Source organism: Maribacter sp. Asnod1-A12 (assembly GCF_045063735.1).
Classification (GTDB): domain Bacteria; phylum Bacteroidota; class Bacteroidia; order Flavobacteriales; family Flavobacteriaceae; genus Maribacter.
Genome location: NZ_JBEFNZ010000006.1, coordinates 3,984,550 through 4,006,138 on the forward strand (window position 1 = coordinate 3,984,550; position 21,589 = coordinate 4,006,138).

Consider the following 21,589-nt stretch of genomic DNA (forward strand, 5'->3'; position numbering starts at 1 on the left):
ATTACAAAAAATAATAATAACTAATAAAAAACAACAATGCTATAAAAAAGGTACTTAAAGCCAACTTTTTAAGCTCTGGATCAAGTTCTGCCTCATTGTTTGTAGCTGCTACTTTTCTTAAATGAATAAATACCATAACGTAGCCTACAAGACATACATAACGTATGTGCGAGCCATTTGTTGCAATTAGAAAACAAAACAAGCTTAAAAATGAGATAACCAACAATAAATAATGATAGATTTTAGCCTTTTTCAATCCTATTTTTACAACCAGTGTATTTTTACCTACCGCAGTATCGGATCTAATGTCTCTCATATTATTAAGATTTAAGACACCTACACTCAATAAACCTATAGAAACAGCAGGAAGGACTGTCATAAATGAGAACGCTTTTAAATATAAAAACATAGAACCTAAAACACTGACCAATCCGAAAAATAGAAATACAAAAATATCTCCAAGACCGTTATATCCATAAGCAGATTTACCGACTGTATATTTAATTGCAGCCCAAATTGCAAACGCACCTAATAGCAGGAACAAAGCAGGGTATAACACTTCTGCTAAACCGAAAGAAATTACGACTAAAGATATTATGAGAATTGCATTTATAATAATGCTGATATATATACCAAATTTTAATTGCGTTGCGGTTAACAGTCCGCTTTGTAGTGCTCGTTTAGGTCCTAATCTATCTTCCCCATCCGTACCTTTTACACCATCACCGTAATCATTTGCAAAATTAGAAGTCACCTGCAAGCCTATAGTTGTTAAGATAGCTAAAACAAAAATACCAGCATCAACAACTCCGTGATATGCTGCCATGGCAGTACCTACAAGAATACCTGAAATTGATAAGGGAAGCGTTCTAAGTCTTGCTGCGTTGAGCCAAGCTTTAACTTTAACCACTAAAAGGGATCTTCTATTTGTATTCTTTTACCATCTTGGTACGAAGCTACAAAAGCATCTCCAAACCCAATGTCCACCAACTGTTTTCTAAAAGATTGAGCTTCTTCTAAAGTTTCGAAATTACCCAGTGAATAAGAATAAAAAGGGTTGGTTTTAACGAAGAGCGTATTCGTCAACGCTTCAGAAGCCAAAGTGACATTATTATCTACAAAAGATTTTACCTGAACAGAATATATCTTTTCTTTTTGTAAAAATTCCTTTGCCAAATAAAACTCTTTTACAAGGCTTAACTCTTCATTTTGTTCTTTCAAATTCTCTAAACGAGTTCTAATTGCATCTACACTATCGATAGAAGTTAAAACCAAATCGTTTGATGTATTTCTACTAAAGCCACCTGAACTTGAAATACCAGCAGTATACGAGGTAAAAGCTAAACCGCCAATTATAAAAAAAGCAGTAATACCAGCTAAAATATTACGTTGAATCTTACTTTTCTTTAATTCTTTGTTCTTGAATTTTATCTGATCCAATAAACGCTCATTGATAATTTGTGCTTTATCAACGTCTTTATGTAATTCTAGTAAATCGCTTTCTTCTATAAAAGGCATATAAAGGGGTAATTTTACGCTTAAAACTTAAATGTAAGTTAAAAATTGTTAATAACTTTTCATTTAGAACAAAAATAAAATTAAATGTAAAGTATCACAAAAAACAAGAACATTATTTAAGATATTTTACTGAAAATCAACACCATAAGATTTTTCCTACATTTAAAACCTTAATCATCTAACAATGAGATTCCATCAGACGCCAATTTTATTTTTCTTTCTCTATAGAGTGTACCTAGACCTTTCTTAAATGTCTTCTTGCTCATTTGAAAAACATCTCTAATTTCTTCAGGTGAAGATTTATCGTGTAAACCTAAAAAACCTCCACTTTCTACAAGAACTTCATATATTTTTTTTGCTGCAGGCTCCAAAACTTTAGCTCCTAATGGCTGAAGAGAAATATCTAATTTATTATCTTTTCTAATAGTCTTGATACAACCAGGTATCACATCACCAATATTAATTGGTTTAAAAACTTCGTTAAAATAAACGAGGCCTTTATGTTTTTCATTTACAATAACTTCCCAACCTAAATCTGTTTGTCTAGTTACTACTAAATCTACCTTCTCCCATTCTTTAAGATCAATACTATCATTGCTTAAAAACTTATCTAATTTATTTGAAGCAACTAACCTGCCAGAACGATCATCTAAGTAACAATGAACCACATACCACTGCCCTTCCTTCATTTTAACGCGCTGCTCGCGAAAAGGAACCAAAAGGTGTTTTTCAAGGCCCCATTGCATAAATGCGCCAAATTCATTTACCTCAGCTACCTGTAACAATCTAAACTCACCCAGCATAATGTCTGGCTCTAAATTAGTTGCTACCGGTCTTTCATCATAATCTAGATAACAAAAAACTTTAATTTTCTCTCCTATTTCATATGCTGTTGGCACATATTTATTTGGTAACAATACATCATTACCTTCTTCATCACCCAAAAAAAGACCTACACTAGTGTCTCTTAAAATCTCAAGGTTATTTATACGTCCTAATTCTATCATATTGCAAAATTACATTTTAAATATTTAAAATTTAACGTAAAAAAAAGACCGTCACCTAAAAAGGTAACGGTCTTTAATTTATTTATCATCTGATTATTTATTGTAAACAGACTCTTTCTTGAAATGTTGACAAAGCTTATAGTAAATAACAGCTCTATGCTTATTTCTGTTAGAAGAACCATACTTCTCCATAACCGTTGCTATGGCTTCATCTAATTTAGAATCATCTGCAAGACCTAATTTTTTGATCAAGTAGTTGTTCTTTACAGTATCTAATTCCTTTTGGTCGCTACCAGATACCTTAGAAGCATCGATATTGTAAATTGATGGTCCTAAACCAACAGTTACCTTTTTAAGCAAATCCATATCTGCAGTCTCACCAAATTTATCCTTTAAATCTGCTGCGTACTTTTCGATTAAATCGTCTCTTTTACTCATGTTAAATGTGTTATAATTAATGGTTAATACAGTACTAAGATATGAAACGAAAATAATCAATCAAAATTTTATCGTTCTTTAATGTAGGCGTAGTAATTTCCAGTAATTGCGGACGACCTGATACTTCAAAAAAGTAAGTTAATTCTTCTTTTAACTCTATGGATGTTTTTGCCGTTCTATAATCAAATCCGTACATGGCACAAAGATGCTCTGCCGATAAAGTATGCCTTGTTTCAAAATAGGTTTCAAAAATGTCAGAATTCTCTTTACCAGGTAGTATTCTAAAGATTCCACCACCGTTATTATTTATAACAATAATTCTAAAGTTAGATTTTAGGTAACTGTTCCACAATGCATTACTGTCATAAAAAAAACTTAAATCACCTGTTACAAAAAGTACTGGCGAAGAATTTACCAATGATGCACCAATAGCTGTAGATGTACAACCATCTATACCACTTGTACCTCTATTACAAAATACTTTTAAAGTTGGGTTTACATTAAACAACTGCGTATATCTAATGGTAGAACTATTAGCTAATTGTAACATATAATCATTAGGTATAGCTGCCAAAATATGTTCAAAAGCCAAAAAGTCCGAAAACGGAATTTCTTTTAAATATGCCTCTCTTTTTTGTTCATAGTGTTCTTTTACCAAATTCCAATGAGAAAAATAATCACTTTTTATGGTCGTATCAACCGAATACATTTCATTAAAAAAATCATGGACAGGAACCTTAATGTGCTCTTCTAAACAGAAAAAAGTATCGTTTGCAAATTGACCATCAACATGCCAATGATGTTCTGGTGAATGATCTCTTAAAAATGCCTTTACTTTTTTTGAAACAATGAGTCCGCCAAACGTAATCAGCACCTCTGGTTTTAATTTTTCAAATTCCAATTCTTTGTCGACATGCATTTCAATGGGCGCGACTAAAGAATCAATACTATTAAAAAAATTAGGATGATGAATGTTAGATGTTGTTTCCGTTAACACTAAAACACTGGGGTCATTAGCTAATTTTTCTAGCAAAGTATCTGAAATAATATTTGGACTATTTACCCCAACTAAAATCATTTTACGAGAAGCGGAGTTCCAAATACGTTTATGCTGATCTAAATTAACATTAATATCTACTTCAGCAGGTAGAGCACTAATCTGTGGAGCTATTGTAGGCTCCGAAAGTGTGTCATACAAAGGCTCTTCAAAAGGGGCATTTATATGAACGGGACTATTCTTGGTCAGTGCAATCTCTAAAGCGAGATTTAATTCGCCGTCATTATAATTTTGAACTTCCTGTTGAACCTGGTTTATCTCCCCATCGGAAATCCACTCTGGTCTATATTGAAAAACCTTTGATGTAGCATGACTGACATCTTGCTTTAAGTTGGCTGAATATCTAATATGATTTTCAAATACATGTTGCTGATTAATGGTTTGCCCATCCCCTATTCCTAATTTATAAACAGGTCTATCAGCAGAAATAATCAATAGCGGAATATTACTAAAATATGCCTCCGCAACTGCAGGATAATAATTTAAAAGGGCACTACCCGATGTACATAAAATTACAACAGGCTCTTGTAATTGTTGCGCCATACCTAATGCAAAAAAAGCGGCACAACGCTCATCAACTATACTATAACAAGTAAAAAAAGGATTCTCTGCAAAGGCTATTGTCAGTGGTGCATTTCTTGACCCTGGCGATATTACAATATTAGAAATATTCTTTGCCTGGCAATGTTGAACAATAGATTGTGCGGTAGGTATAGCGGAATATTTCATGTAGTTCAAAAATACGACCAAAGCAGGTCATTACCCAAAACTTAAGTATCTATTTACCATCTAGAACCCTAAACATGGTATTACTTTTTAAAGCCGTTTCTTCCCATTCTTTTTCAGGTATAGAATCACTTGTAATTCCACCACCTACATAAATTTCAGCTTTCTCTTTGAACAATTGCATGCAGCGTAGATTTACAAAAAGCTCTGAGGTTTTCATAACACTTCTATAAGCACTATTCTCTTGGTTACGGCGGTTTCTATTTCTTGGCAATTCTGTTTTTGTATTCAGCTCACCTAAAAATCCGGTGTAAAAATTTCGTTCATACAATTCGTTTTCTAAAATAAAATTCTTTGCATTTTCTAACGGGCTACCACATACTGCTGGTGTTGGATGTAGTGCTTTTAATATATCACCAAATTTATTCGGTGCAAAGGTGCCTTTCATTTCAGTACGAAGATGCCAAAGCTGACCTGCCTTAACAGACTCTCGTTCAGAACTACTAAGAGAAACAACCTCATCTTTTAAAGTATCTAAAATATAATCGGTTACCAATTGCTGTTCATCTAATTCTTTCTCTGCCCAAATTGGTTCATTAGCACCTATTGCATTCTGTGTACCTGCCAAAGACATTGTAGTAAATTGAGTACCATTACTTTTGATCAAGATTTCTGGGGTAGCACCCATCCAAGTTCCAATTTTTGGGTGGTACCAAAAGTAGCAGAATGCTTTTTTATATACTTGAAGAATTCGCTGATACACTGCAAAGTAATTATCTTTGACATCAACTTCTATTTTCCTAGACAGAACAACTTTATTGAAATCACCTTTACCAATTCTCTCAATGGCTTTAGATATTAAATTAAGATATCTTTCCTTTTCTGTAGCTTCACTTTCCGGTATGTTCTTCTCACTGACCTGAATTTCGTCATTTAAAATTAACGGAACCTTTTCTACGGCATCCATTTTCATTAAAATAGCATCTGAATTCACATCGAACGGAGCAAAAACGAATCCTGTTTCCGTGAAATCCATAACCTTATGAACGTCATCGTTGTTTTGAAAAACGCCTACCAATTCAGTATCATTAGGTTTACTATATAACACAAACGGCAACTGCTCTTTCAAGCAATTTTCAGCTCTATGAAAAAGATCTTGCACCATACTACTTTCTAGGTAATGCTATAGTAGTTAATTTACAAAGAGAGACCAGTTGATCATCTTCGTTGGTCACCCTAATCTCCCATAATTGGGTAGTTCTACCTTTGTGTAAGATGGTTGCTCTGGCATAAACAAATCCTTCTTTTACACTTTTAACGTGATTTGCAGAAATCTCCAAACCTCTAACAAAAAATTTGTTACCATCTAAAAAAACATAAGATGCCGCACTACCAACACTCTCTGCCAATGCAGCGGTTGCCCCACCATGTAAAACTCCGTCCGGCTGATGCACTTTTGGAGTAACAGGCATTTTAGCCAACAAAAAATCTTCCCCTACATCTATGTATTCGATTTCTAAAGTCTGCATTAAGGTATCCTTAGAAGATTCGTTACAAATCTTTAGAATTTTCTCTTTGTAGTCGTTCATCCTTTTTTTTGTAAAATTAAGCATTACATTACCAACAGAAAAGCATAACAGTAATGATAGATTTATGGAGAACCAGATAAAAAATGTTACTTATAAAACTACGAATACCTATGAAACTTTAAATGAATTAAATAGTGATACAAAACAAGTTTGGATTGTTTTTCATGGCATAGGATTCTTAAGTAGATTCTTCTTAAAGTATTTCAATGAACTCCCTAAGAAAGAAAATTATATCATAGCACCACAAGCACCTTCTAAATACTATTTAAAGAATGAATACAAGCATGTAGGAGCAAGTTGGTTAACAAAAGAAAACACGGCACAAGAAACCAAGAACCTCTATAATTATTTAGATGCCGTATTAGAGAATGAAAAGCTTCCGTCTGATTGTAAGATTGTTTTCTTCGGATTTTCACAAGGTATTTCTATAGCACTGCGTTATCTGGCGTATTCCAAATTAAGTTGTTCCAAATTGATTCTTTACGCAGGCGGAATTCCTAGAGAATTAAGAACAGCTGATTTTAACCACTTGAAAAGTGACACCGAAATTATCTCAGTAATTGGAAGCAAAGATGAATATCTGACTCCAGATAGATTAGCAGAAGAGAACAACAAACTTAAAACACTTCTTGGGGACCGTATTAAAAACATCTCCTTTGATGGTAGACACGAGGTAAAAAAGGAAATAATAAATCAATTGGCAAAATGAACTATACACCAACCTTAGAAAACGAACGAGTTATACTGAGTCCGTTAACCTTAGAAAATTACGAAAAGCTAATTCCTATTGCTTCACAGAAAAAATTGGTTCAATACTCCCCTTCTGATATTGAAACACCAAGTAGATTAAAAAATTATGTAGAAACGGCATTGCAACAATTAGCGGCAGGCACAAGCATACCTTTTATCATTTATGATAGAGAACATAATACTTTTGCAGGTTCTACCCGCTTTATGCATATCAACAGAAAAAATAAAGTACTACACATTGGTTCTACTTGGATAGGACGTGAATTTCAGAGCACAGGTTTAAATACTGAAATGAAAAAGCTGATGCTTACATATGCCTTTACTACTTTGGATTTTGAAAAAATTGAATTCCGTGTAGATGAAAGAAATACGGCATCAAGAAAAGCAGTAGAAAAACTAGGATGCACCTTAGAAGGCATACTTAGAAAAGACGTGTACCTATTAGATGGTTTTAAAAGAAATACGTGCTGTTATGGTCTTCTGCGAGAAGAATGGTTAAGTACCAATAAATAAGCTTTATTCTTCAACAACTTTTGTATCCGCTGGATAATAAGTGATTTTTCTTGTGGTATAGGTGTTATCTGGCGTTACAATTTGCTTGATCCAATTACCTACTTCAAAATTATCATATTGATAGATGTATTCTTTCTTTATAATACCGGCACCTCTTTTAGCAGTTTCAGCAATCAACATACCTTTTTCGTCATATTCATAGGTAGTACGGGTAGTTGGTTCAAAATTTTTCAATTCAGAATTATATTCAAACTCTTGTTGCGCCATTAGTTTATCATCCATACTAAACACTTCTTCAAAAGCACTACTCTCTTCACCATTTAAATACTCTTTGGTCAAAACTACACGTTGAGCTGGTTTGTTCGTTGGTTTCAATGTTGACGTACGAATAGATTTTAGAGGCACATCATTTAATAAGTAAGTTACGGTATTTTCTCCTTTGAACTTCTTATGTTCTACTTGAGTAATATCCGTACCATCATTGTTTGTTCTCTCAATACTGGCTAAATCTAACTCATCATACCCATATATATACTGGTCTAAAAACTGCTTATCGTAAGAAAATATACGCTCCTGAATTGTTAAATTATCAGTTGAATCAATTTCATAAAAATGGGCTATAGACGTGCTTGGGTCAAAAGTATTGTTCCTATATGATTCCGCTCTTTTCTCTAAAAGATCTCCTTTGCTATACTTATAATAAACAACATCATAATCTGCTTCATTATACCTAGTAACAGATTTGGTCAGCAACCCGTTCTTATTAAAGTCGTATTCTTCTTTACCATAATCGGTACTTACCAAACATACTTTTACATCACCTTTTAGATCAAAATCTTCTATTGTAAAGATTTGAATTTCTTGACCTCTGACAATAGTGAAAGCTGCCATAAAAACCGATAAAAACAGAAAATGTCGTTTCTTAACCATACTACAAAATTACTTTATTAATAATAGGCATAAAAGAATATCCTATAAAAGTAAAAAGGGACGGTAAATACCGTCCCTTTTTTTATAACAACTTAAAGTTATATTATTTAACCTCTTCGAAGTCTACATCTTCAACGTTATCACCTTCAGAAGCACCACCGTCAGCAGTTGGCTCTCCTTGTGGAGCACCACCTTGGGCGTCAGCTTGAGCTTTGTACATTTCTTCAGATGCAACTTTCCAAGCTTCATTGATTTTATCTAAAGCTGGTGTAATAACAGCCAAATCTTTAGTTTCATATGCCGCTTTCAATTCTGCTAAAGCATCTTCAATTGGTTTTTTCTTATCGTCAGATAATTTATCGCCAAATTCAGTAAGTTGAGATTCAGTTTGGAAAATCATTCCATCTGCTTCGTTCAACTTGTCAGCAGTTTCTTTCGCTTTTTTATCAGATTCAGCATTTGCTTCAGCTTCAGCTTTCATCTTCTTGATTTCTTCTTCAGTTAAACCAGAAGAAGCTTCAATACGAATATCCTGAGTTTTGTTCGTAGCCTTATCTGTTGCAGATACTTTAATAATACCATTAGCATCGATATCGAAAGTTACTTCAATTTGCGGAGTACCTCTCTTTGCTGGTGGAATACCATCTAAATGGAATCTACCGATTGTTTTGTTATCGTTTGCCATTGGTCTTTCTCCTTGCAATACATGAATTTCAACCGATGGTTGGTTATCAGCAGCAGTAGAGAATACCTGAGACTTTTTCGTTGGTATTGTTGTGTTAGCCTCAATTAATTTAGTCATTACACTACCCATAGTTTCAATACCTAATGAAAGCGGAGTAACATCTAATAACAATACATCTTTAACATCACCGGTTAAGACACCACCTTGAATAGCTGCACCAATTGCAACAACCTCATCTGGATTTACACCTTTAGAAGGCTTCTTACCAAAGAACTTCTCAACAGCTTCTTGTACTGCAGGTATTCTAGTAGAACCACCAACTAAGATAATCTCATCAATATCACTCTTAGAAAGTCCTGCTGCTTTCATAGCAGTCTCACATGGCTCTATAGTTCTTTTTACCAAATCAGCTATTAATTGCTCAAACTTAGATCTTGTCAAAGTTCTAACTAAGTGCTTTGGTCCTGAAGCTGTAGCTGTAACGTATGGTAAATTGATTTCTGTTTGTGCAGAAGATGATAATTCAATCTTAGCTTTCTCAGCTGCCTCACGTAAACGTTGTAAAGCCATAGCATCTTTTCTAAGGTCCATATCCTCTTCAGACTTGAACTCTTCAGCTAACCAATCTATAATTTTTTGATCTACATCATCACCACCTAAGTGCGTATCACCATCAGTAGCCAATACTTCAAAAACACCGTCACCTAACTCTAAGATAGATACATCATGTGTACCACCACCAAAGTCAAAAACAACTATTTTTTGATCGGTATCTTTTTTGTCCATACCATATGCTAAAGAAGCAGACGTTGGTTCATTAATAATACGCTCTACAGTTAAACCTGCAATTTCACCAGCTTCTTTCGTAGCTTGTCTTTGCGCATCGTTAAAATATGCCGGTACAGTAATTACTGCACGAGAAACTTCTTGACCTAAATAATCTTCAGCAGTTTTCTTCATTTTCTGAAGAATCATAGCTGATAATTCTTGTGGAGAATATAAACGACCATCAATATCTACTCTTGGTGTATCGTTATCTCCCTTTACTACTTTATAAGGTACTCTTTCAGCCTCTTTACTAGATTCTGAATATTTATTACCCATAAACCTTTTAATAGAATAAATGGTTTTATGAGGATTGGTTACCGCTTGTCTTTTTGCTGGATCACCAACTTTAATTTCACCTCCGTCAACAAAAGCGATGACAGATGGTGTAGTTCTTTTTCCTTCTGCATTTGGAATTACTACTGGCTCATTACCTTCCATTACGGAAACACAGGAGTTGGTAGTACCCAAATCTATTCCTATAATCTTACTCATTTTATATGTTTTAAATTAAGTGCTTTATTTTACAATCGATTAGTAAATGACAAACAATATGCCAAGCCAGAAAAACTGACATGATGTCATTAATACACTTTTCTACATAATAATTATGCCAATATAGTATGGTAATACATTACCAAAACATTGTACCTTAGCCTACAAAACTTATAAGATTTGGAGATAGAAAGCATTAGTGTTTTTGATATGCTAAAGATAGGCGTAGGTCCTTCTAGTTCACACACCTTAGGTCCATGGCGTGCTGCAGAGCGGTGGTTAGCCAGATTAAACTCTAAAGACAATCTTGAGAAGGTTGAAGAAGTAGAAGTGCACTTATACGGATCGTTATCATTGACAGGTAAAGGTCATGCCACTGACTATGCCGTAATGCTAGGGCTGTTAGGTGCCAATCCAGAATTGATTCCTATTGACACTATTGACCCTCTGATAAATAAAATTAAAAACGAGCATGTTTTACTTTTAGATGGTACGTATAGTATCTCCTTCAATCCGGACAAACATATTATATTCAATAGAAAATTTCTTCCTTTTCATGCCAACGGATTAAAGTTTCAAGCGAAATTGAAATCGGGCAGAAAAATTTCAAAAACTTATTATTCTATAGGTGGAGGATTCGTTATTAGTGAGGAGCGTAAAAATGCCAAACGCAAGGTTGACATGTTTGAAAAGTTTCCGTTTCCTGTACAAAAAGGAACTGAACTTCTTGATTTTTGTAAAAACGAAGATTTAAAAATTTCTGAATTGGTTTTGCAGAACGAAAGATCTTTGCGAGATGATGCGAAAATCGATCATGAATTAAATCGCATCTGGTCTACCATGTTAGAATGCATGTATACCGGTTGCCACACCGAAGGGACTTTACCTGGTGGATTACATGTAAAGCGTAGGGCTTTTGAAATGCACAATAAGCTAAAAAGCGACCTACCCTACTCCAACCCTAAAGAGTGGTTACAGAGCATAAGACAGACAGAAGTAAAGTTTAGACAAATATTACAGTGGGTAAGCTGCTTTGCCTTAAGTGTAAATGAAGTGAATGCATCCTTAGGTCGTGTAGTCACAGCACCAACTAACGGAAGTGCAGGTGTTATACCTGCCGTATTAATGTACTATATGGTCATTGAAAACCACGCAGGTAATTTTGAACATGTAAAACAGTTTTTGCTTGTTGCAGGAGAAATTGGGAGCATCTTTAAAAAAGGAGCTACCATATCTGCAGCAATGGGAGGTTGTCAAGCAGAAATTGGCGTTTCATCGGCTATGGCTGCAGGAGCACTTACAGAGCTGTTGGGCGGTACTCCAGAACAAGTACTTATGGCTGCAGAAATTGCAATGGAACATCATTTAGGACTTACTTGCGACCCTATTGGCGGATTGGTACAAATACCATGTATTGAACGCAACTCTATGGGAGCCATAAAAGCTATTAATGCTGCAGAGCTAGCCTTGGGGTCTGATCCTTCAGCAGCTAAAGTACCATTGGACAAAGTGGTACAGACCATGTGGGAAACCGCAAAAGACATGAGCTCCAAGTATAAAGAAACCTCTGAAGGCGGATTAGCAGTTGGTGTTTTCTTGAGCGATTGCTAACCTTTTTTTTTAAACAAGGCATACTTTACTTTGTAGTTGCACATATAAAGGTCTTTTTTATATCTGCATTTAATCCGCTAACTTTAATTTATGAAAAATCTGATTTCTGAAAGGGTAGCCGATTTTATTAAAAACTATCCTCCTTTTAATGTTCTTGACAGCAAATCTCTTTTTGAGTTGGCTGAACAAGTACTTATCGTCTATAAAGAGAAGAACAGTATTATTTTCAATGTTGATGAACCTCAGCATTCACACTTTTATATGGTTCATAAAGGTGCGGTTACTTTAAACAATCCCACCAATTCAAATATTATTGACTATTGTGATGAAGGAGATATATTTGGGTTACGTCCGCTTTTTGCCAATGAAAATTATAAGTTAGAAGCTAGAGCACATGAGGAGTGTATTCTCTACGGTATTCCAATAGATATATTTAAACCTATTGCCAAGAAGAATGACCAGGTAACTATTTTCCTAATGGAGAGTTTTGCCTCCAACACCCGTAATCCGTACGCAAAAAATCAAAAAGGGCAACTTTATGATAACGAAGATGAAGAAGAGGTTACTAAAGAAGTGGTACTGCCAGACCTACAATTAGCTAGCTATTCAAAAAAATTGGTGACCTGTTCCACAAGAACGTCTATTAAAAAGGCTGCCGATATCATGTCCAAGAAAAAAATTGGATCATTATTAATTACCAGTAAAGATTTACCCGTTGGTATTATTACCGATAAAGATTTCAGAAACAAAGTAATATCAGGTGAACAGCCAATAACCGCTTCAGTTAAAACTGTAATGACTACCCCGGTAATTACGTATCCAAAAAATCTTACCATTACACAGGCACAAATGGCGATGATGAAAAGCAACATTAGTCATTTGGTCATTACGGAAGATGGTACGCCAAATTCTCCCGCATTAGGAATTTTATCCAAACATGATGTAATGGTTTCCCTAGGCGATAACCCGGCAGTATTGGTAAAAGCGATTAAACGTACCTCTCGCATTAAAAAAATAAAGCAGATCAGAAAAAGTGTTATGGTTCTTTTAACCGGATACTTAGAGCAAAATATTCCATTGGGATTGATTGCTAAAATTATTTCTGAACTAAATGATACATGTATAAAGCAGGTAGTGGAAATTTCTATTGCTAAAATGGATACGCCCCCACCCGTTAAATTTGCATGGTTGGCATTGGGTAGTCAAGGTAGAAGCGAACAACTTTTACATACAGATCAAGATAATGCCTTGGTATTTGAAGATGTTCCTGAGGAAGATTTACCTAAAACCACCACTTATTTCCTTGAACTTTCCAAACATATTACCAAAGGATTGAATACTATAGGATATGAGTACTGCCCAGCGGATATGATGGCTTCTAACCCAAAATGGTGCTTAAGCCTAGAAGAATGGAAAAACAAACTATCATACTGGATCGGTAACCCAGGACCCAACGAGGTTTTAATGTCCTCCATTTTTTTTGATTACAGTTTAGCATTCGGTGAGAGAAGTTTATTGGATAATATGTCTGACCATATATTTAGAACCGTTAAGAATTATCCTATTTTTTTAGTGCATTTGGCAAACGGCGCACTTCAAAGTCCGTCACCCACTGGTTTTTTTAGGCAATTTGTTGTTGAGCAAGACGGTCAACACAAAGATTCCTTTGATTTAAAAAGTAGAGCTTTAAGACCCTTGGTTGATGCTGCGCGTGTTTTAATACTATCACATTCCGTTAAAGCTATTAGCAATACATGGGAACGATATGAGAAACTAGCAGAGCTCGAGCCCAATAACAAAGAGTTGTATTTAGCTTGCTCTTATGCTACCAAAGCTTTATTGAAATTTAGAACACGCCAAGGTTTAGCTAATCATGACTCAGGTAGATTTATTCAACTAGATCAATTGAGCAAGCAAGAAAAAATGAAATTGAAAAGAACCTTTAAGGCTATTAAGGAAATACAAGAATTGATCACACTTCGTTTTAAAGTCACTAATATATTAGGGTAATGGGATTATTTAAAAGAACACCTAAAAACCTACCAGAGTTTTGGAAAACTTATGAAAGCCTTTTCAAGGAAACTCAAAGTAAAAAATTTAATGACTTAATTTTTGTAGTCTTAGATACCGAAACAACAGGTTTTAGCTTTGAAGATGACCGTATCCTTTCCATTGGCGCGGTAAAAATTAAAAATGAGAGCATCTCTGTTCAAGAAGTATTCGATATCTATTTAGAGCAAGAAAAATTCAATAAAGAGACTGTCCATGTTCACGGACTTTTAAAAAACGGACAGCGAGAGTGTATTAGTGAAATTTTGGCACTTGAAAAGTTTTTAGCTTATGTTGGCGATGCTGTTATCGTGGCACACCATGCAGGTTTTGATATGGGAATGCTAAATACTGCTTTAGTAAGGCATGGTCTACCTAAATTAAAAAACATTGTCTTAGATACGGGAGTGATTTACAAGAAAACATTAATAAAGTCTTACCTAGTTCAACCTAAATCCCATTATACCCTAGATGAGCTTGCGGAAAAATTCTCCATTTCTAGAAAAGACAGGCATACTGCTTTAGGCGACGCCTATATAACAGCTGTCGCCTTTTTAAAGATTATATCACGCTTAAAGGAAAAGAAAAACTTCTCGCTTAAATATTTACTTAGATAAGTTTAAAGGCTCTCCAAATAACTTAAGACATTTCTATTTATCCTATCATGAATATGAGTAGTATCAGCCTTTACAAATGGCTCTCCCGTTATGTGCTCGTAAAGTTCAATATAACGTTCAGATACAGACTCAATATATTCATCAGACATCTCAGGAACGGTTTGCCCCTCTAAACCTTGAAAGTCATTCGCAATCAACCATTGTCTTACAAACTCCTTCGATAATTGCTTTTGAGGCTCATTGGCATCTTGCCTAGCCTGATATCCGTCAGAATAAAAATATCTTGAAGAATCTGGAGTATGAATCTCGTCTATTAAAACAATTTTACCATCTTTGGTTTTTCCAAATTCGTATTTCGTATCCACCAAAATCAATCCTCTTTCAGCAGCGATTTCTGTTCCCCTTTGAAAAAGAGCATAGGTGTATTTTTCTAATAGAGCATAATCTTCTGCTGAAACTATTCCCTTGCTTAGAATATCGGCTTTCGAGATATCCTCATCATGATCACCCATTTCCGCTTTGGTAGCAGGAGTAATTATAGGACTCGGAAATTTGTCATTCTCCTTCATACCATCAGGCATGGAAACACCACATAACATTCTTTTCCCCAATTTATATTCTCTAGCGGCATGACCGGATAAATAGCCACGAATTACCATTTCAATTTTAAAAGGTTCACAGGCAACACCTACGGCAACGTTGGGATCAGGAGTAGCCGTTAGCCAATTTGGAACAATATCTTCTGTAGAAGCCATCATTTGGGTCGCAATCTGGTTTAAAATCTGTCCTTTATATGGAATTCCCTTTGGCATCACTACATCAAAAGCAGATAACCTATCAGTGGCCACCATGACCAACATATCGTTATCTAAAGTATACACCGATCTTACTTTGCCTTTATAGACATTTTTCTGACCCGGGAAATTAAATTCAGTTTCGTAAATAGTATTTTTTGACATGTAAATTCTTAATTGTGGTGTTCTATAGTTTTATAAGCTTCAATAACCTTTTTCACAAGTTTATGACGGATTACATCTTTATCATCTAGATAAATAACCTCAATACCTGGCACATTATTTAAAATAAGTAGCGCCTCTTTTAAACCTGAAATTGTTCTTCTAGGCAAGTCAATTTGCCCTGGATCTCCCGTAATCAGGAATCTTGCATTTCTACCCATTCTAGTTAAAAACATTTTCATCTGTGCGTGGGTGGTATTCTGTGCCTCATCTAAAATAACAAAGGCGTTATCTAAAGTTCTACCACGCATAAATGCCATTGGTGCAATTTGTATGGTACCGTTTTCAATATAATGCACCAATTTTTCGGCAGGGATCATATCTCTAAGCGCATCATATAAAGGTTGCATATAAGGATCTAGTTTTTCTTTTAAATCGCCAGGTAAAAAACCAAGATTCTCACCAGCCTCAACAGCCGGTCTCGTCAAGATAATTTTCTTTACCTGTTTCTCTTTCAAAGCCTTTACCGCAAGTGCAACACCAGTATAGGTTTTACCAGTACCTGCCGGGCCAATGGCAAAAACCATATCGTTCTTTTTAGAGGCATCTACCAAACGACGTTGATTAGCAGTTTGTGCCTTTATCAACCTACCGCTAACACCATGAACCAAAGTTTCTCCACTATTCTTTGATGATTTTAATTCATCATCCTCAGAACTTGTCAAAACTCTTTCTATACTGTTTTCATCTAATTTGTTGTATTTAATGAAATGCTGGGTCAACATATCAAACCGCCTTTCAAACTCCTCTAAGAGTTCTTCATCTCCAAAAGCTTTGATCTTGTTGCCACGGGCTACAATTTTCAACTTCGGAAAGTATTTTTTTAATAAATCAATATGTTCATTTTGCTGCCCAAAAAACTCTCTCGGGCTAATTTCGGTAAGTTCTAGAATTATCTCGTTCAAACAGTCGGTTTTATAATGATTTATAGTTAGCGAAGATTAGTTTCTAGTCGCTATTTTTTTGTTTAATTTTGTATATCAAATTTAAGCAAATTTTAAGTTCGACTAACCAAAAACATATCAACATTGCTGTATGGCAATTATCACCCTCACAACAGATTTCGGATTAAAAGATCACTTTGTAGCTTTATTAAAAGGCTCCATATATACAGAATTGCCCGATGCTAAAATTGTTGATATTTCGCATGACATCATGCCCTTCAACATTCACGAATGTGCTTATATACTTTCAAATACTTATAATAGTTTCCCAAAAGGAACCATTCATATTGTTGGTGTAGACTCTGAAGAAACCCCGGATAACAAGCATATTGTAGCATTAGTAAACGGACACTATTTTATTAGCGCAAACACCGGTGTCATTGGACTCATCACCTCTGAAATGACTCCGGAAAAAGTATTTGAAATAAATTTACCAGATTCTATTGCAAACTCATTCCCTGTATTAAATGTTTTCATACAAGTTGCCTGCCATATAGCCCGCGGCGGCACATTAGAACTTGTGGGCAAACCATTTACCGAATTGAACGATTTAAGAGAATTTGCACCGAGAATAGTTGAAGACGGAAAGAAAATAATTGGCAGTGTCATCTATATTGATAACTATGGAAATGTAATTACCAATATTCGTAAAAATTTATTTGACGCTTATCGGAAAGACCGTGATTATACCGTAATGGCCCGTAATCATAAAATAAAAACGATCCATAAAGCTTATAATGAATTTATAGACTATAGTCTAGAGAAGAGTCAACGTAAGAGTGCAGGAGACCTGCTTGCCATATTTAATTCATCCAATTATATAGAACTGGCTATTTACAAAAGTAATTTAACCACAGTAGGTGGTGCCTCTACCCTATTAGGATTAGATTATAGAGATACTATTATGGTAGATTTTGAATAGCATTAGCAAATTCAATTTCAAGAATATTTAAGCGTATTTTTAAAATATAGGAAGAGGTCAAAAGTTAATAACTAATGCCCAAAATTAATTAATATGATCTTAATGTAGTAATACCTAGTATTATACACTACCTTAATAGATAACAAACTGTTAATAAGTTTGTTTCCTTAAAAAGGTCAATTAAAATATCTTTGTTGGTAACGAAAACTGCCAACGATAAGGAGTTTAAACCTATTTTGCTTGATGAATTCAAGGAAAATATCAATAAAAATTAAAGAATGAAATTTATAGTTTCAAGTACCTATTTGCTAAAACAACTTCAAATATTAGGAGGTGTAATCAACAACAGTAATACGTTACCAATTCTGGATAATTTTCTGTTCGATTTGCAGAAGGACAAACTAACGGTCTCAGCTTCCGATTTGGAAACCACCATGAGTTCAGTTATAAAAGTAGATTCTGACAACGAAGGTACTATAGCTGTACCGGCAAGATTGCTTTTAGAAACTTTAAAAACTTTCCCTGAACAACCACTTACTTTTGTTGTTGAGGATAACAATACAGTAGAAATCAGTTCTAACCACGGTAAATATGCGCTTGCATATGCTGATGGAGCTGAATTCCCAAAAGCAGTTGAATTAACAAGTCCAAGTTCAACTACATTACTTGGTGATATTTTGGCAACAGCGATCAACAAAACAATATTTGCTGCAGGTAATGATGACCTAAGACCTGTAATGAGCGGAGTATTTTTTCAATTTTCTCCAGAGAACTTAACGTTCGTTGCTACTGACGCACATAAATTGGTAAAATACCAACGAACAGATGTAAGAGCTTCTCAAGTAGCGGAATTCATTATGCCTAAAAAACCTTTAACTTTATTGAAAGGTATTTTAGCTGGTAGTGAGTCTGATGTGCTTATTGAATACAATGAAAGTAATGCAAAATTCAGTTTTGATGAAACTGAATTGATTTGTAGACTAATAGATGGCAAATACCCTAACTACGAAGCGGTAATACCAAAAGAAAACCCGAACAAACTTACGATCGCTAGAAATCAGTTTTTGAGTTCAGTAAAAAGGGTTTCTATTTTCTCTAATAAAACAACACACCAAATACGTTTAAAGATAGCAGGTGCAGAATTAAATATATCTGCTGAAGATCTTGATTATTCTAACAAAGCAGAAGAAAGATTGACATGTGCTTACCAAGGTGATGACATGCAAATTGGTTTCAACTCTAGGTTCTTAACCGAAATGTTGAACAACTTAGGTTCTGATGAAGTTTCTTTAGAAATGAGTTTACCAAATCGTGCAGGTATACTTACCCCAACAGATGGTTTAGATGAAGGTGAATTTGTAACTATGTTGGTAATGCCTGTTATGCTTAACGGATAGTACTAAAAACTATAAATAAAAAAGGGTCAGTTATTCAACTGACCCTTTTTTATTATGCTTTATATCTTGTTTACGATATAAACCGTATGGTTCCAAAATAACTAGGGGATTCTCCGTTACTTGCTTTTATGGCATTTACTGCAGGCATCACAATTGATAAGATACCGGCAAAAATCAGCAATAAGATTCCGAGTCCGAATAATAAGATACCAGGAATACCAATTACTAAATATAAGATTAGGGTTAACTGAAAGTTTATGACAGATTTACCATGCTCATCCATACCAATAACGGAATCTTTGGTTGTTAACCAAATCACCAGCGGTACTATAAGTCCGCCAAATCCTGTTATAAAATCTAAATATTGAGACAAATGAGTAATGACCAACAAATTACGGTCCTCACGAACAACTACTGCGTTTTTATTTACTAGTTCCATTTTTGATTGATTTTAATGATGAATACTATAAATAAGACGCACAAACCCCATAAATGTTACAAAAATTAGAAATTATAATTTTCTATTTAGCTTTTTAAGTTTTTCCTGCTCTTTCATTATCTTCATTTGACTCTTGGCAATCTTATCTTCTTTTTTCTGAATATCAACCGGAGAAAGTGTTCCTTTAACTTTCCCTTTTTCCAATTGACCTTTTAATTTTTCAATTTGTTTCTCTTCGCTGGAAATAGACTTTTCTTTAGACTTAATTTGCTTTTTCAACTTCTCTTCCTTCTTCTTAGCGGCAGCTTCTTTCTTTTCTTTTTTAGCTTTTGCTTCAGCCTTATCAACCTTCTTTTTAACATCATCCATTTCCTTTTCTTGGTCAACCGTAATTTCGGTAGAAGAATTTGGAGTTTCACTTTGAGCAACAGCAAAAGAGCCAACTAACATAAACACTAATAACACAAGTACTTTTTTCATTTTAAGATTACATTTTATAACATGCAAAATTACTATATAATTGAATACTGAAAACAAAAGGTGTTTAAATTAAGAAAACTACAACAGTTATAATTGATTATTTTTGCATGATGATTCAAACCGATACTATAATAGCATTAGCAACTCCAGCAGGCGCAGGAGCAATCGCAGTTATAAGACTTTCAGGACCCGATGCCCTTACCATTGCTTCTAAACAATTTGAATCGGTTTCAGGTAAAATTCTTGAAAACCAAAAAAGCCATACCATACACTTAGGTTATATTAACGATGGAGAGAATATACTAGATCAAGCACTCGTTTCCATATTTAAAAATCCACATTCTTATACAGGAGAAAACGTGATAGAAATATCTTGCCACGGTTCACCATATATACAACAGCAAATAATTCAATTGTTTCTTAGAAATGGTTGTAGAACCGCAGATGCAGGTGAGTTTACCCTAAGAGCCTTTTTAAATGGTAAGATGGATTTAAGTCAGGCTGAAGCTGTTGCCGATTTAATCTCTAGTGATAACGCTGCGAGTCATCAAATTGCCGTACAACAAATGCGTGGCGGATTCAGTAACGAGATAAAACAATTACGAACAGAACTCTTAAATTTTGCTTCGTTAATAGAACTAGAACTTGATTTTTCTGAAGAAGATGTAGAATTTGCAGACCGTACTCAATTTAAGGAACTACTTACCCGTATTCAAAAAGTATTGCAAGGTCTAATAGATTCTTTTGCAGTAGGAAATGTAATTAAAAATGGTATTCCAGTGGCTATTGTAGGCGAACCTAACGTAGGTAAATCTACCCTTTTAAATGCGTTTTTAAATGAAGAGCGCGCATTGGTATCTGATATTGCCGGAACAACTCGTGATACAATTGAAGATGAAATATCTATTGGTGGAATTGGTTTCAGATTCATAGATACCGCAGGAATTCGTGAGACCCAAGATGTTGTAGAAGGCATGGGAATTAAACGAACATTCGAAAAAATAGAACAGGCACAAGTAATTTTACTACTGGTTGATGGATCAAAGATTTTAGCTGACGATAAAAAACTAAAAAATATTGTCATCGATTTTGAGAAAATAAAAAATCAGAATCCGCTAAAACCTTTAGTATTGCTTGTAAATAAAGCCGATACCCTTTCTGAGGATGAAAAGAATAAAATCGGAACTTATTTAGATGATGTAAAATACCTATCTGCAAAAACTGGAGAAGGTGTAGAAGAATTACAAAATAGCCTTTTAGAATTTGTAAATACTGGAGCTCTTCGCAATAATGAAACGATAGTTACCAATACCCGCCATTATAACTCCTTACTTAAAGCACTAGAAGAAATAGAAAAAGTTCAATTTGGGATGAAAGCAGAACTTTCAAGCGACCTCATGGCAATTGATGTTAAAGAAGCTTTATACCATTTAGGGGAAATCACCGGGCAAGTGACCAATGATGAGTTATTGGGGAATATCTTTGCTAATTTTTGTATCGGGAAGTAAAACATCACTTATCTTTATTGATACGTGTAAAACGTTATTTATAATTCTTTGTATTTTAAATAAAAAAATAGGG

The 21,589-nt window shown here is 34.6% G+C and carries 21 protein-coding genes; 8 read left to right on the forward strand and 13 right to left on the reverse strand.

Translation table 11 applies throughout. The features are described 5' to 3' along the window. Window position 1: 1 nt before the first annotated feature. From menA to ACJJVP_RS17195, 7 genes are all read right to left on the reverse strand, one after another. Window positions 2-910, reverse strand: a complete 909-nt coding sequence (gene menA, locus ACJJVP_RS17165) for a 1,4-dihydroxy-2-naphthoate octaprenyltransferase (RefSeq protein WP_405415652.1) — start codon at window positions 908-910, stop codon at window positions 2-4. Then, window positions 910-1,518: an SPOR domain-containing protein gene (locus tag ACJJVP_RS17170; protein ID WP_405415654.1), complete on the reverse strand. Its 609-nt coding sequence runs from the start codon at window positions 1,516-1,518 to the stop codon at window positions 910-912. Before ACJJVP_RS17170 ends, menA begins: the two co-directional genes overlap by 1 nt. A 170-nt stretch (window positions 1,519-1,688) precedes the next feature. Then, entirely contained in the window at window positions 1,689-2,525 is an 837-nt protein-coding gene (locus ACJJVP_RS17175; RefSeq protein ID WP_405415656.1) for a S1 RNA-binding domain-containing protein, read from the reverse strand. Between the two features lie 93 nt (window positions 2,526-2,618). Beyond that, a complete protein-coding gene (locus tag ACJJVP_RS17180; RefSeq protein WP_405415659.1) occupies window positions 2,619-2,963 on the reverse strand; it encodes a DUF2853 family protein in 345 nt (114 codons plus the stop codon). A gap of 34 nt (window positions 2,964-2,997) precedes the next feature. Then, window positions 2,998-4,749 carry a 2-succinyl-5-enolpyruvyl-6-hydroxy-3-cyclohexene-1-carboxylic-acid synthase gene (gene menD / locus ACJJVP_RS17185; protein WP_405415661.1) on the reverse strand — a complete coding sequence of 584 codons (1,752 nt, stop codon included), beginning with the start codon at window positions 4,747-4,749 and terminating at the stop codon, window positions 2,998-3,000. Between the two features lie 49 nt (window positions 4,750-4,798). After that, the gene (locus ACJJVP_RS17190; protein ID WP_405415663.1) at window positions 4,799-5,911 is read right to left on the reverse strand and encodes a chorismate-binding protein; all 1,113 of its coding nucleotides are present in this window, start codon (window positions 5,909-5,911) and stop codon (window positions 4,799-4,801) included. A gap of 1 nt (window position 5,912) precedes the next feature. Beyond that, complete coding sequence (locus ACJJVP_RS17195; RefSeq protein WP_036153624.1) at window positions 5,913-6,335, reverse strand: PaaI family thioesterase; 423 nt, start codon at window positions 6,333-6,335, stop codon at window positions 5,913-5,915. Window positions 6,336-6,399: 64 nt separating this feature from the next. Between ACJJVP_RS17195 and ACJJVP_RS17200 the strand changes: the two genes are divergently transcribed. Next, the gene (locus ACJJVP_RS17200) at window positions 6,400-7,044 is read left to right on the forward strand and encodes an alpha/beta hydrolase (RefSeq protein ID WP_405415665.1); all 645 of its coding nucleotides are present in this window, start codon (window positions 6,400-6,402) and stop codon (window positions 7,042-7,044) included. Further along, a complete protein-coding gene (locus tag ACJJVP_RS17205) occupies window positions 7,041-7,598 on the forward strand; it encodes a GNAT family N-acetyltransferase (protein ID WP_405415668.1) in 558 nt (185 codons plus the stop codon). The genes ACJJVP_RS17200 and ACJJVP_RS17205 overlap by 4 nt, the downstream gene beginning before the upstream one ends. 3 nt (window positions 7,599-7,601) lie before the next feature. Here ACJJVP_RS17205 and ACJJVP_RS17210 read toward each other — a convergent pair whose 3' ends face one another. Then, a complete protein-coding gene (locus ACJJVP_RS17210; protein WP_405415670.1) occupies window positions 7,602-8,528 on the reverse strand; it encodes a hypothetical protein in 927 nt (308 codons plus the stop codon). Window positions 8,529-8,631: 103 nt separating this feature from the next. Then, window positions 8,632-10,533, reverse strand: a complete 1,902-nt coding sequence (gene dnaK / locus ACJJVP_RS17215; protein ID WP_405415673.1) for a molecular chaperone DnaK — start codon at window positions 10,531-10,533, stop codon at window positions 8,632-8,634. Between the two features lie 186 nt (window positions 10,534-10,719). Here dnaK and ACJJVP_RS17220 point away from each other — a divergent pair, with 186 nt between their 5' ends. From ACJJVP_RS17220 to ACJJVP_RS17230, 3 genes are all read left to right on the forward strand, one after another. Further along, the gene (locus ACJJVP_RS17220; RefSeq protein WP_405416225.1) at window positions 10,720-12,144 is read left to right on the forward strand and encodes an L-serine ammonia-lyase; all 1,425 of its coding nucleotides are present in this window, start codon (window positions 10,720-10,722) and stop codon (window positions 12,142-12,144) included. Window positions 12,145-12,234: 90 nt separating this feature from the next. Next, complete coding sequence (locus tag ACJJVP_RS17225; protein ID WP_405415675.1) at window positions 12,235-14,154, forward strand: DUF294 nucleotidyltransferase-like domain-containing protein; 1,920 nt, start codon at window positions 12,235-12,237, stop codon at window positions 14,152-14,154. Continuing rightward, window positions 14,154-14,810, forward strand: a complete 657-nt coding sequence (locus ACJJVP_RS17230; RefSeq protein ID WP_405415677.1) for a PolC-type DNA polymerase III — start codon at window positions 14,154-14,156, stop codon at window positions 14,808-14,810. The genes ACJJVP_RS17225 and ACJJVP_RS17230 overlap by 1 nt, the downstream gene beginning before the upstream one ends. A gap of 2 nt (window positions 14,811-14,812) precedes the next feature. On the opposite strand, the gene ACJJVP_RS17235 is transcribed toward ACJJVP_RS17230, so the two are convergent. Together ACJJVP_RS17235 and ACJJVP_RS17240 are read right to left on the reverse strand one after the other, a co-directional pair. Then, entirely contained in the window at window positions 14,813-15,769 is a 957-nt protein-coding gene (locus ACJJVP_RS17235) for a phosphoribosylaminoimidazolesuccinocarboxamide synthase (protein WP_405415681.1), read from the reverse strand. Between the two features lie 8 nt (window positions 15,770-15,777). Further along, window positions 15,778-16,731, reverse strand: coding sequence for a PhoH family protein (locus tag ACJJVP_RS17240; RefSeq protein WP_036153605.1), 954 nt, complete (start codon window positions 16,729-16,731; stop codon window positions 15,778-15,780). A 130-nt stretch (window positions 16,732-16,861) separates the two neighbouring features. Here ACJJVP_RS17240 and ACJJVP_RS17245 point away from each other — a divergent pair, with 130 nt between their 5' ends. Both ACJJVP_RS17245 and dnaN read left to right on the forward strand, forming a co-directional pair. Next, a complete protein-coding gene (locus tag ACJJVP_RS17245) occupies window positions 16,862-17,692 on the forward strand; it encodes an S-adenosyl-l-methionine hydroxide adenosyltransferase family protein (RefSeq protein ID WP_405415683.1) in 831 nt (276 codons plus the stop codon). A 278-nt stretch (window positions 17,693-17,970) separates the two neighbouring features. Next, a complete protein-coding gene (dnaN, locus tag ACJJVP_RS17250; protein WP_036153600.1) occupies window positions 17,971-19,089 on the forward strand; it encodes a DNA polymerase III subunit beta in 1,119 nt (372 codons plus the stop codon). A gap of 70 nt (window positions 19,090-19,159) precedes the next feature. On the opposite strand, the gene ACJJVP_RS17255 is transcribed toward dnaN, so the two are convergent. After that, window positions 19,160-19,528 carry a DUF4870 domain-containing protein gene (locus ACJJVP_RS17255; protein WP_036153598.1) on the reverse strand — a complete coding sequence of 123 codons (369 nt, stop codon included), beginning with the start codon at window positions 19,526-19,528 and terminating at the stop codon, window positions 19,160-19,162. 72 nt (window positions 19,529-19,600) lie between these two features. Beyond that, window positions 19,601-20,008 (reverse strand): hypothetical protein, encoded by a 408-nt coding sequence (locus ACJJVP_RS17260; protein WP_405415685.1) that lies wholly within the window; start codon window positions 20,006-20,008, stop codon window positions 19,601-19,603. A 110-nt stretch (window positions 20,009-20,118) separates the two neighbouring features. On the opposite strand from ACJJVP_RS17260, the gene mnmE reads away from it, so the two are divergent. Next, the gene (gene mnmE / locus ACJJVP_RS17265) at window positions 20,119-21,516 is read left to right on the forward strand and encodes a tRNA uridine-5-carboxymethylaminomethyl(34) synthesis GTPase MnmE (protein ID WP_405416226.1); all 1,398 of its coding nucleotides are present in this window, start codon (window positions 20,119-20,121) and stop codon (window positions 21,514-21,516) included. Window positions 21,517-21,589 lie beyond the last annotated feature (73 nt).

Coding starts and splice junctions, on each gene's coding strand:
- ACJJVP_RS17170 (WP_405415654.1), bottom strand. CDS start 1,518: ATGCCTTTTATAGAAGAAAGCGATTTACTAGAATTACATAAAGACGTT.
- ACJJVP_RS17175 (WP_405415656.1), bottom strand. CDS start 2,525: ATGATAGAATTAGGACGTATAAATAACCTTGAGATTTTAAGAGACACT.
- ACJJVP_RS17180 (WP_405415659.1), bottom strand. CDS start 2,963: ATGAGTAAAAGAGACGATTTAATCGAAAAGTACGCAGCAGATTTAAAG.
- menD (WP_405415661.1), bottom strand. CDS start 4,749: ATGAAATATTCCGCTATACCTACCGCACAATCTATTGTTCAACATTGC.
- ACJJVP_RS17190 (WP_405415663.1), bottom strand. CDS start 5,911: ATGGTGCAAGATCTTTTTCATAGAGCTGAAAATTGCTTGAAAGAGCAG.
- ACJJVP_RS17195 (WP_036153624.1), bottom strand. CDS start 6,335: ATGAACGACTACAAAGAGAAAATTCTAAAGATTTGTAACGAATCTTCT.
- ACJJVP_RS17200 (WP_405415665.1), top strand. CDS start 6,400: ATGGAGAACCAGATAAAAAATGTTACTTATAAAACTACGAATACCTAT.
- ACJJVP_RS17205 (WP_405415668.1), top strand. CDS start 7,041: ATGAACTATACACCAACCTTAGAAAACGAACGAGTTATACTGAGTCCG.
- ACJJVP_RS17210 (WP_405415670.1), bottom strand. CDS start 8,528: ATGGTTAAGAAACGACATTTTCTGTTTTTATCGGTTTTTATGGCAGCT.
- dnaK (WP_405415673.1), bottom strand. CDS start 10,533: ATGAGTAAGATTATAGGAATAGATTTGGGTACTACCAACTCCTGTGTT.
- ACJJVP_RS17225 (WP_405415675.1), top strand. CDS start 12,235: ATGAAAAATCTGATTTCTGAAAGGGTAGCCGATTTTATTAAAAACTAT.
- ACJJVP_RS17230 (WP_405415677.1), top strand. CDS start 14,154: ATGGGATTATTTAAAAGAACACCTAAAAACCTACCAGAGTTTTGGAAA.
- ACJJVP_RS17235 (WP_405415681.1), bottom strand. CDS start 15,769: ATGTCAAAAAATACTATTTACGAAACTGAATTTAATTTCCCGGGTCAG.
- ACJJVP_RS17245 (WP_405415683.1), top strand. CDS start 16,862: ATGGCAATTATCACCCTCACAACAGATTTCGGATTAAAAGATCACTTT.
- dnaN (WP_036153600.1), top strand. CDS start 17,971: ATGAAATTTATAGTTTCAAGTACCTATTTGCTAAAACAACTTCAAATA.
- ACJJVP_RS17255 (WP_036153598.1), bottom strand. CDS start 19,528: ATGGAACTAGTAAATAAAAACGCAGTAGTTGTTCGTGAGGACCGTAAT.
- ACJJVP_RS17260 (WP_405415685.1), bottom strand. CDS start 20,008: ATGAAAAAAGTACTTGTGTTATTAGTGTTTATGTTAGTTGGCTCTTTT.
- mnmE (WP_405416226.1), top strand. CDS start 20,119: ATGATTCAAACCGATACTATAATAGCATTAGCAACTCCAGCAGGCGCA.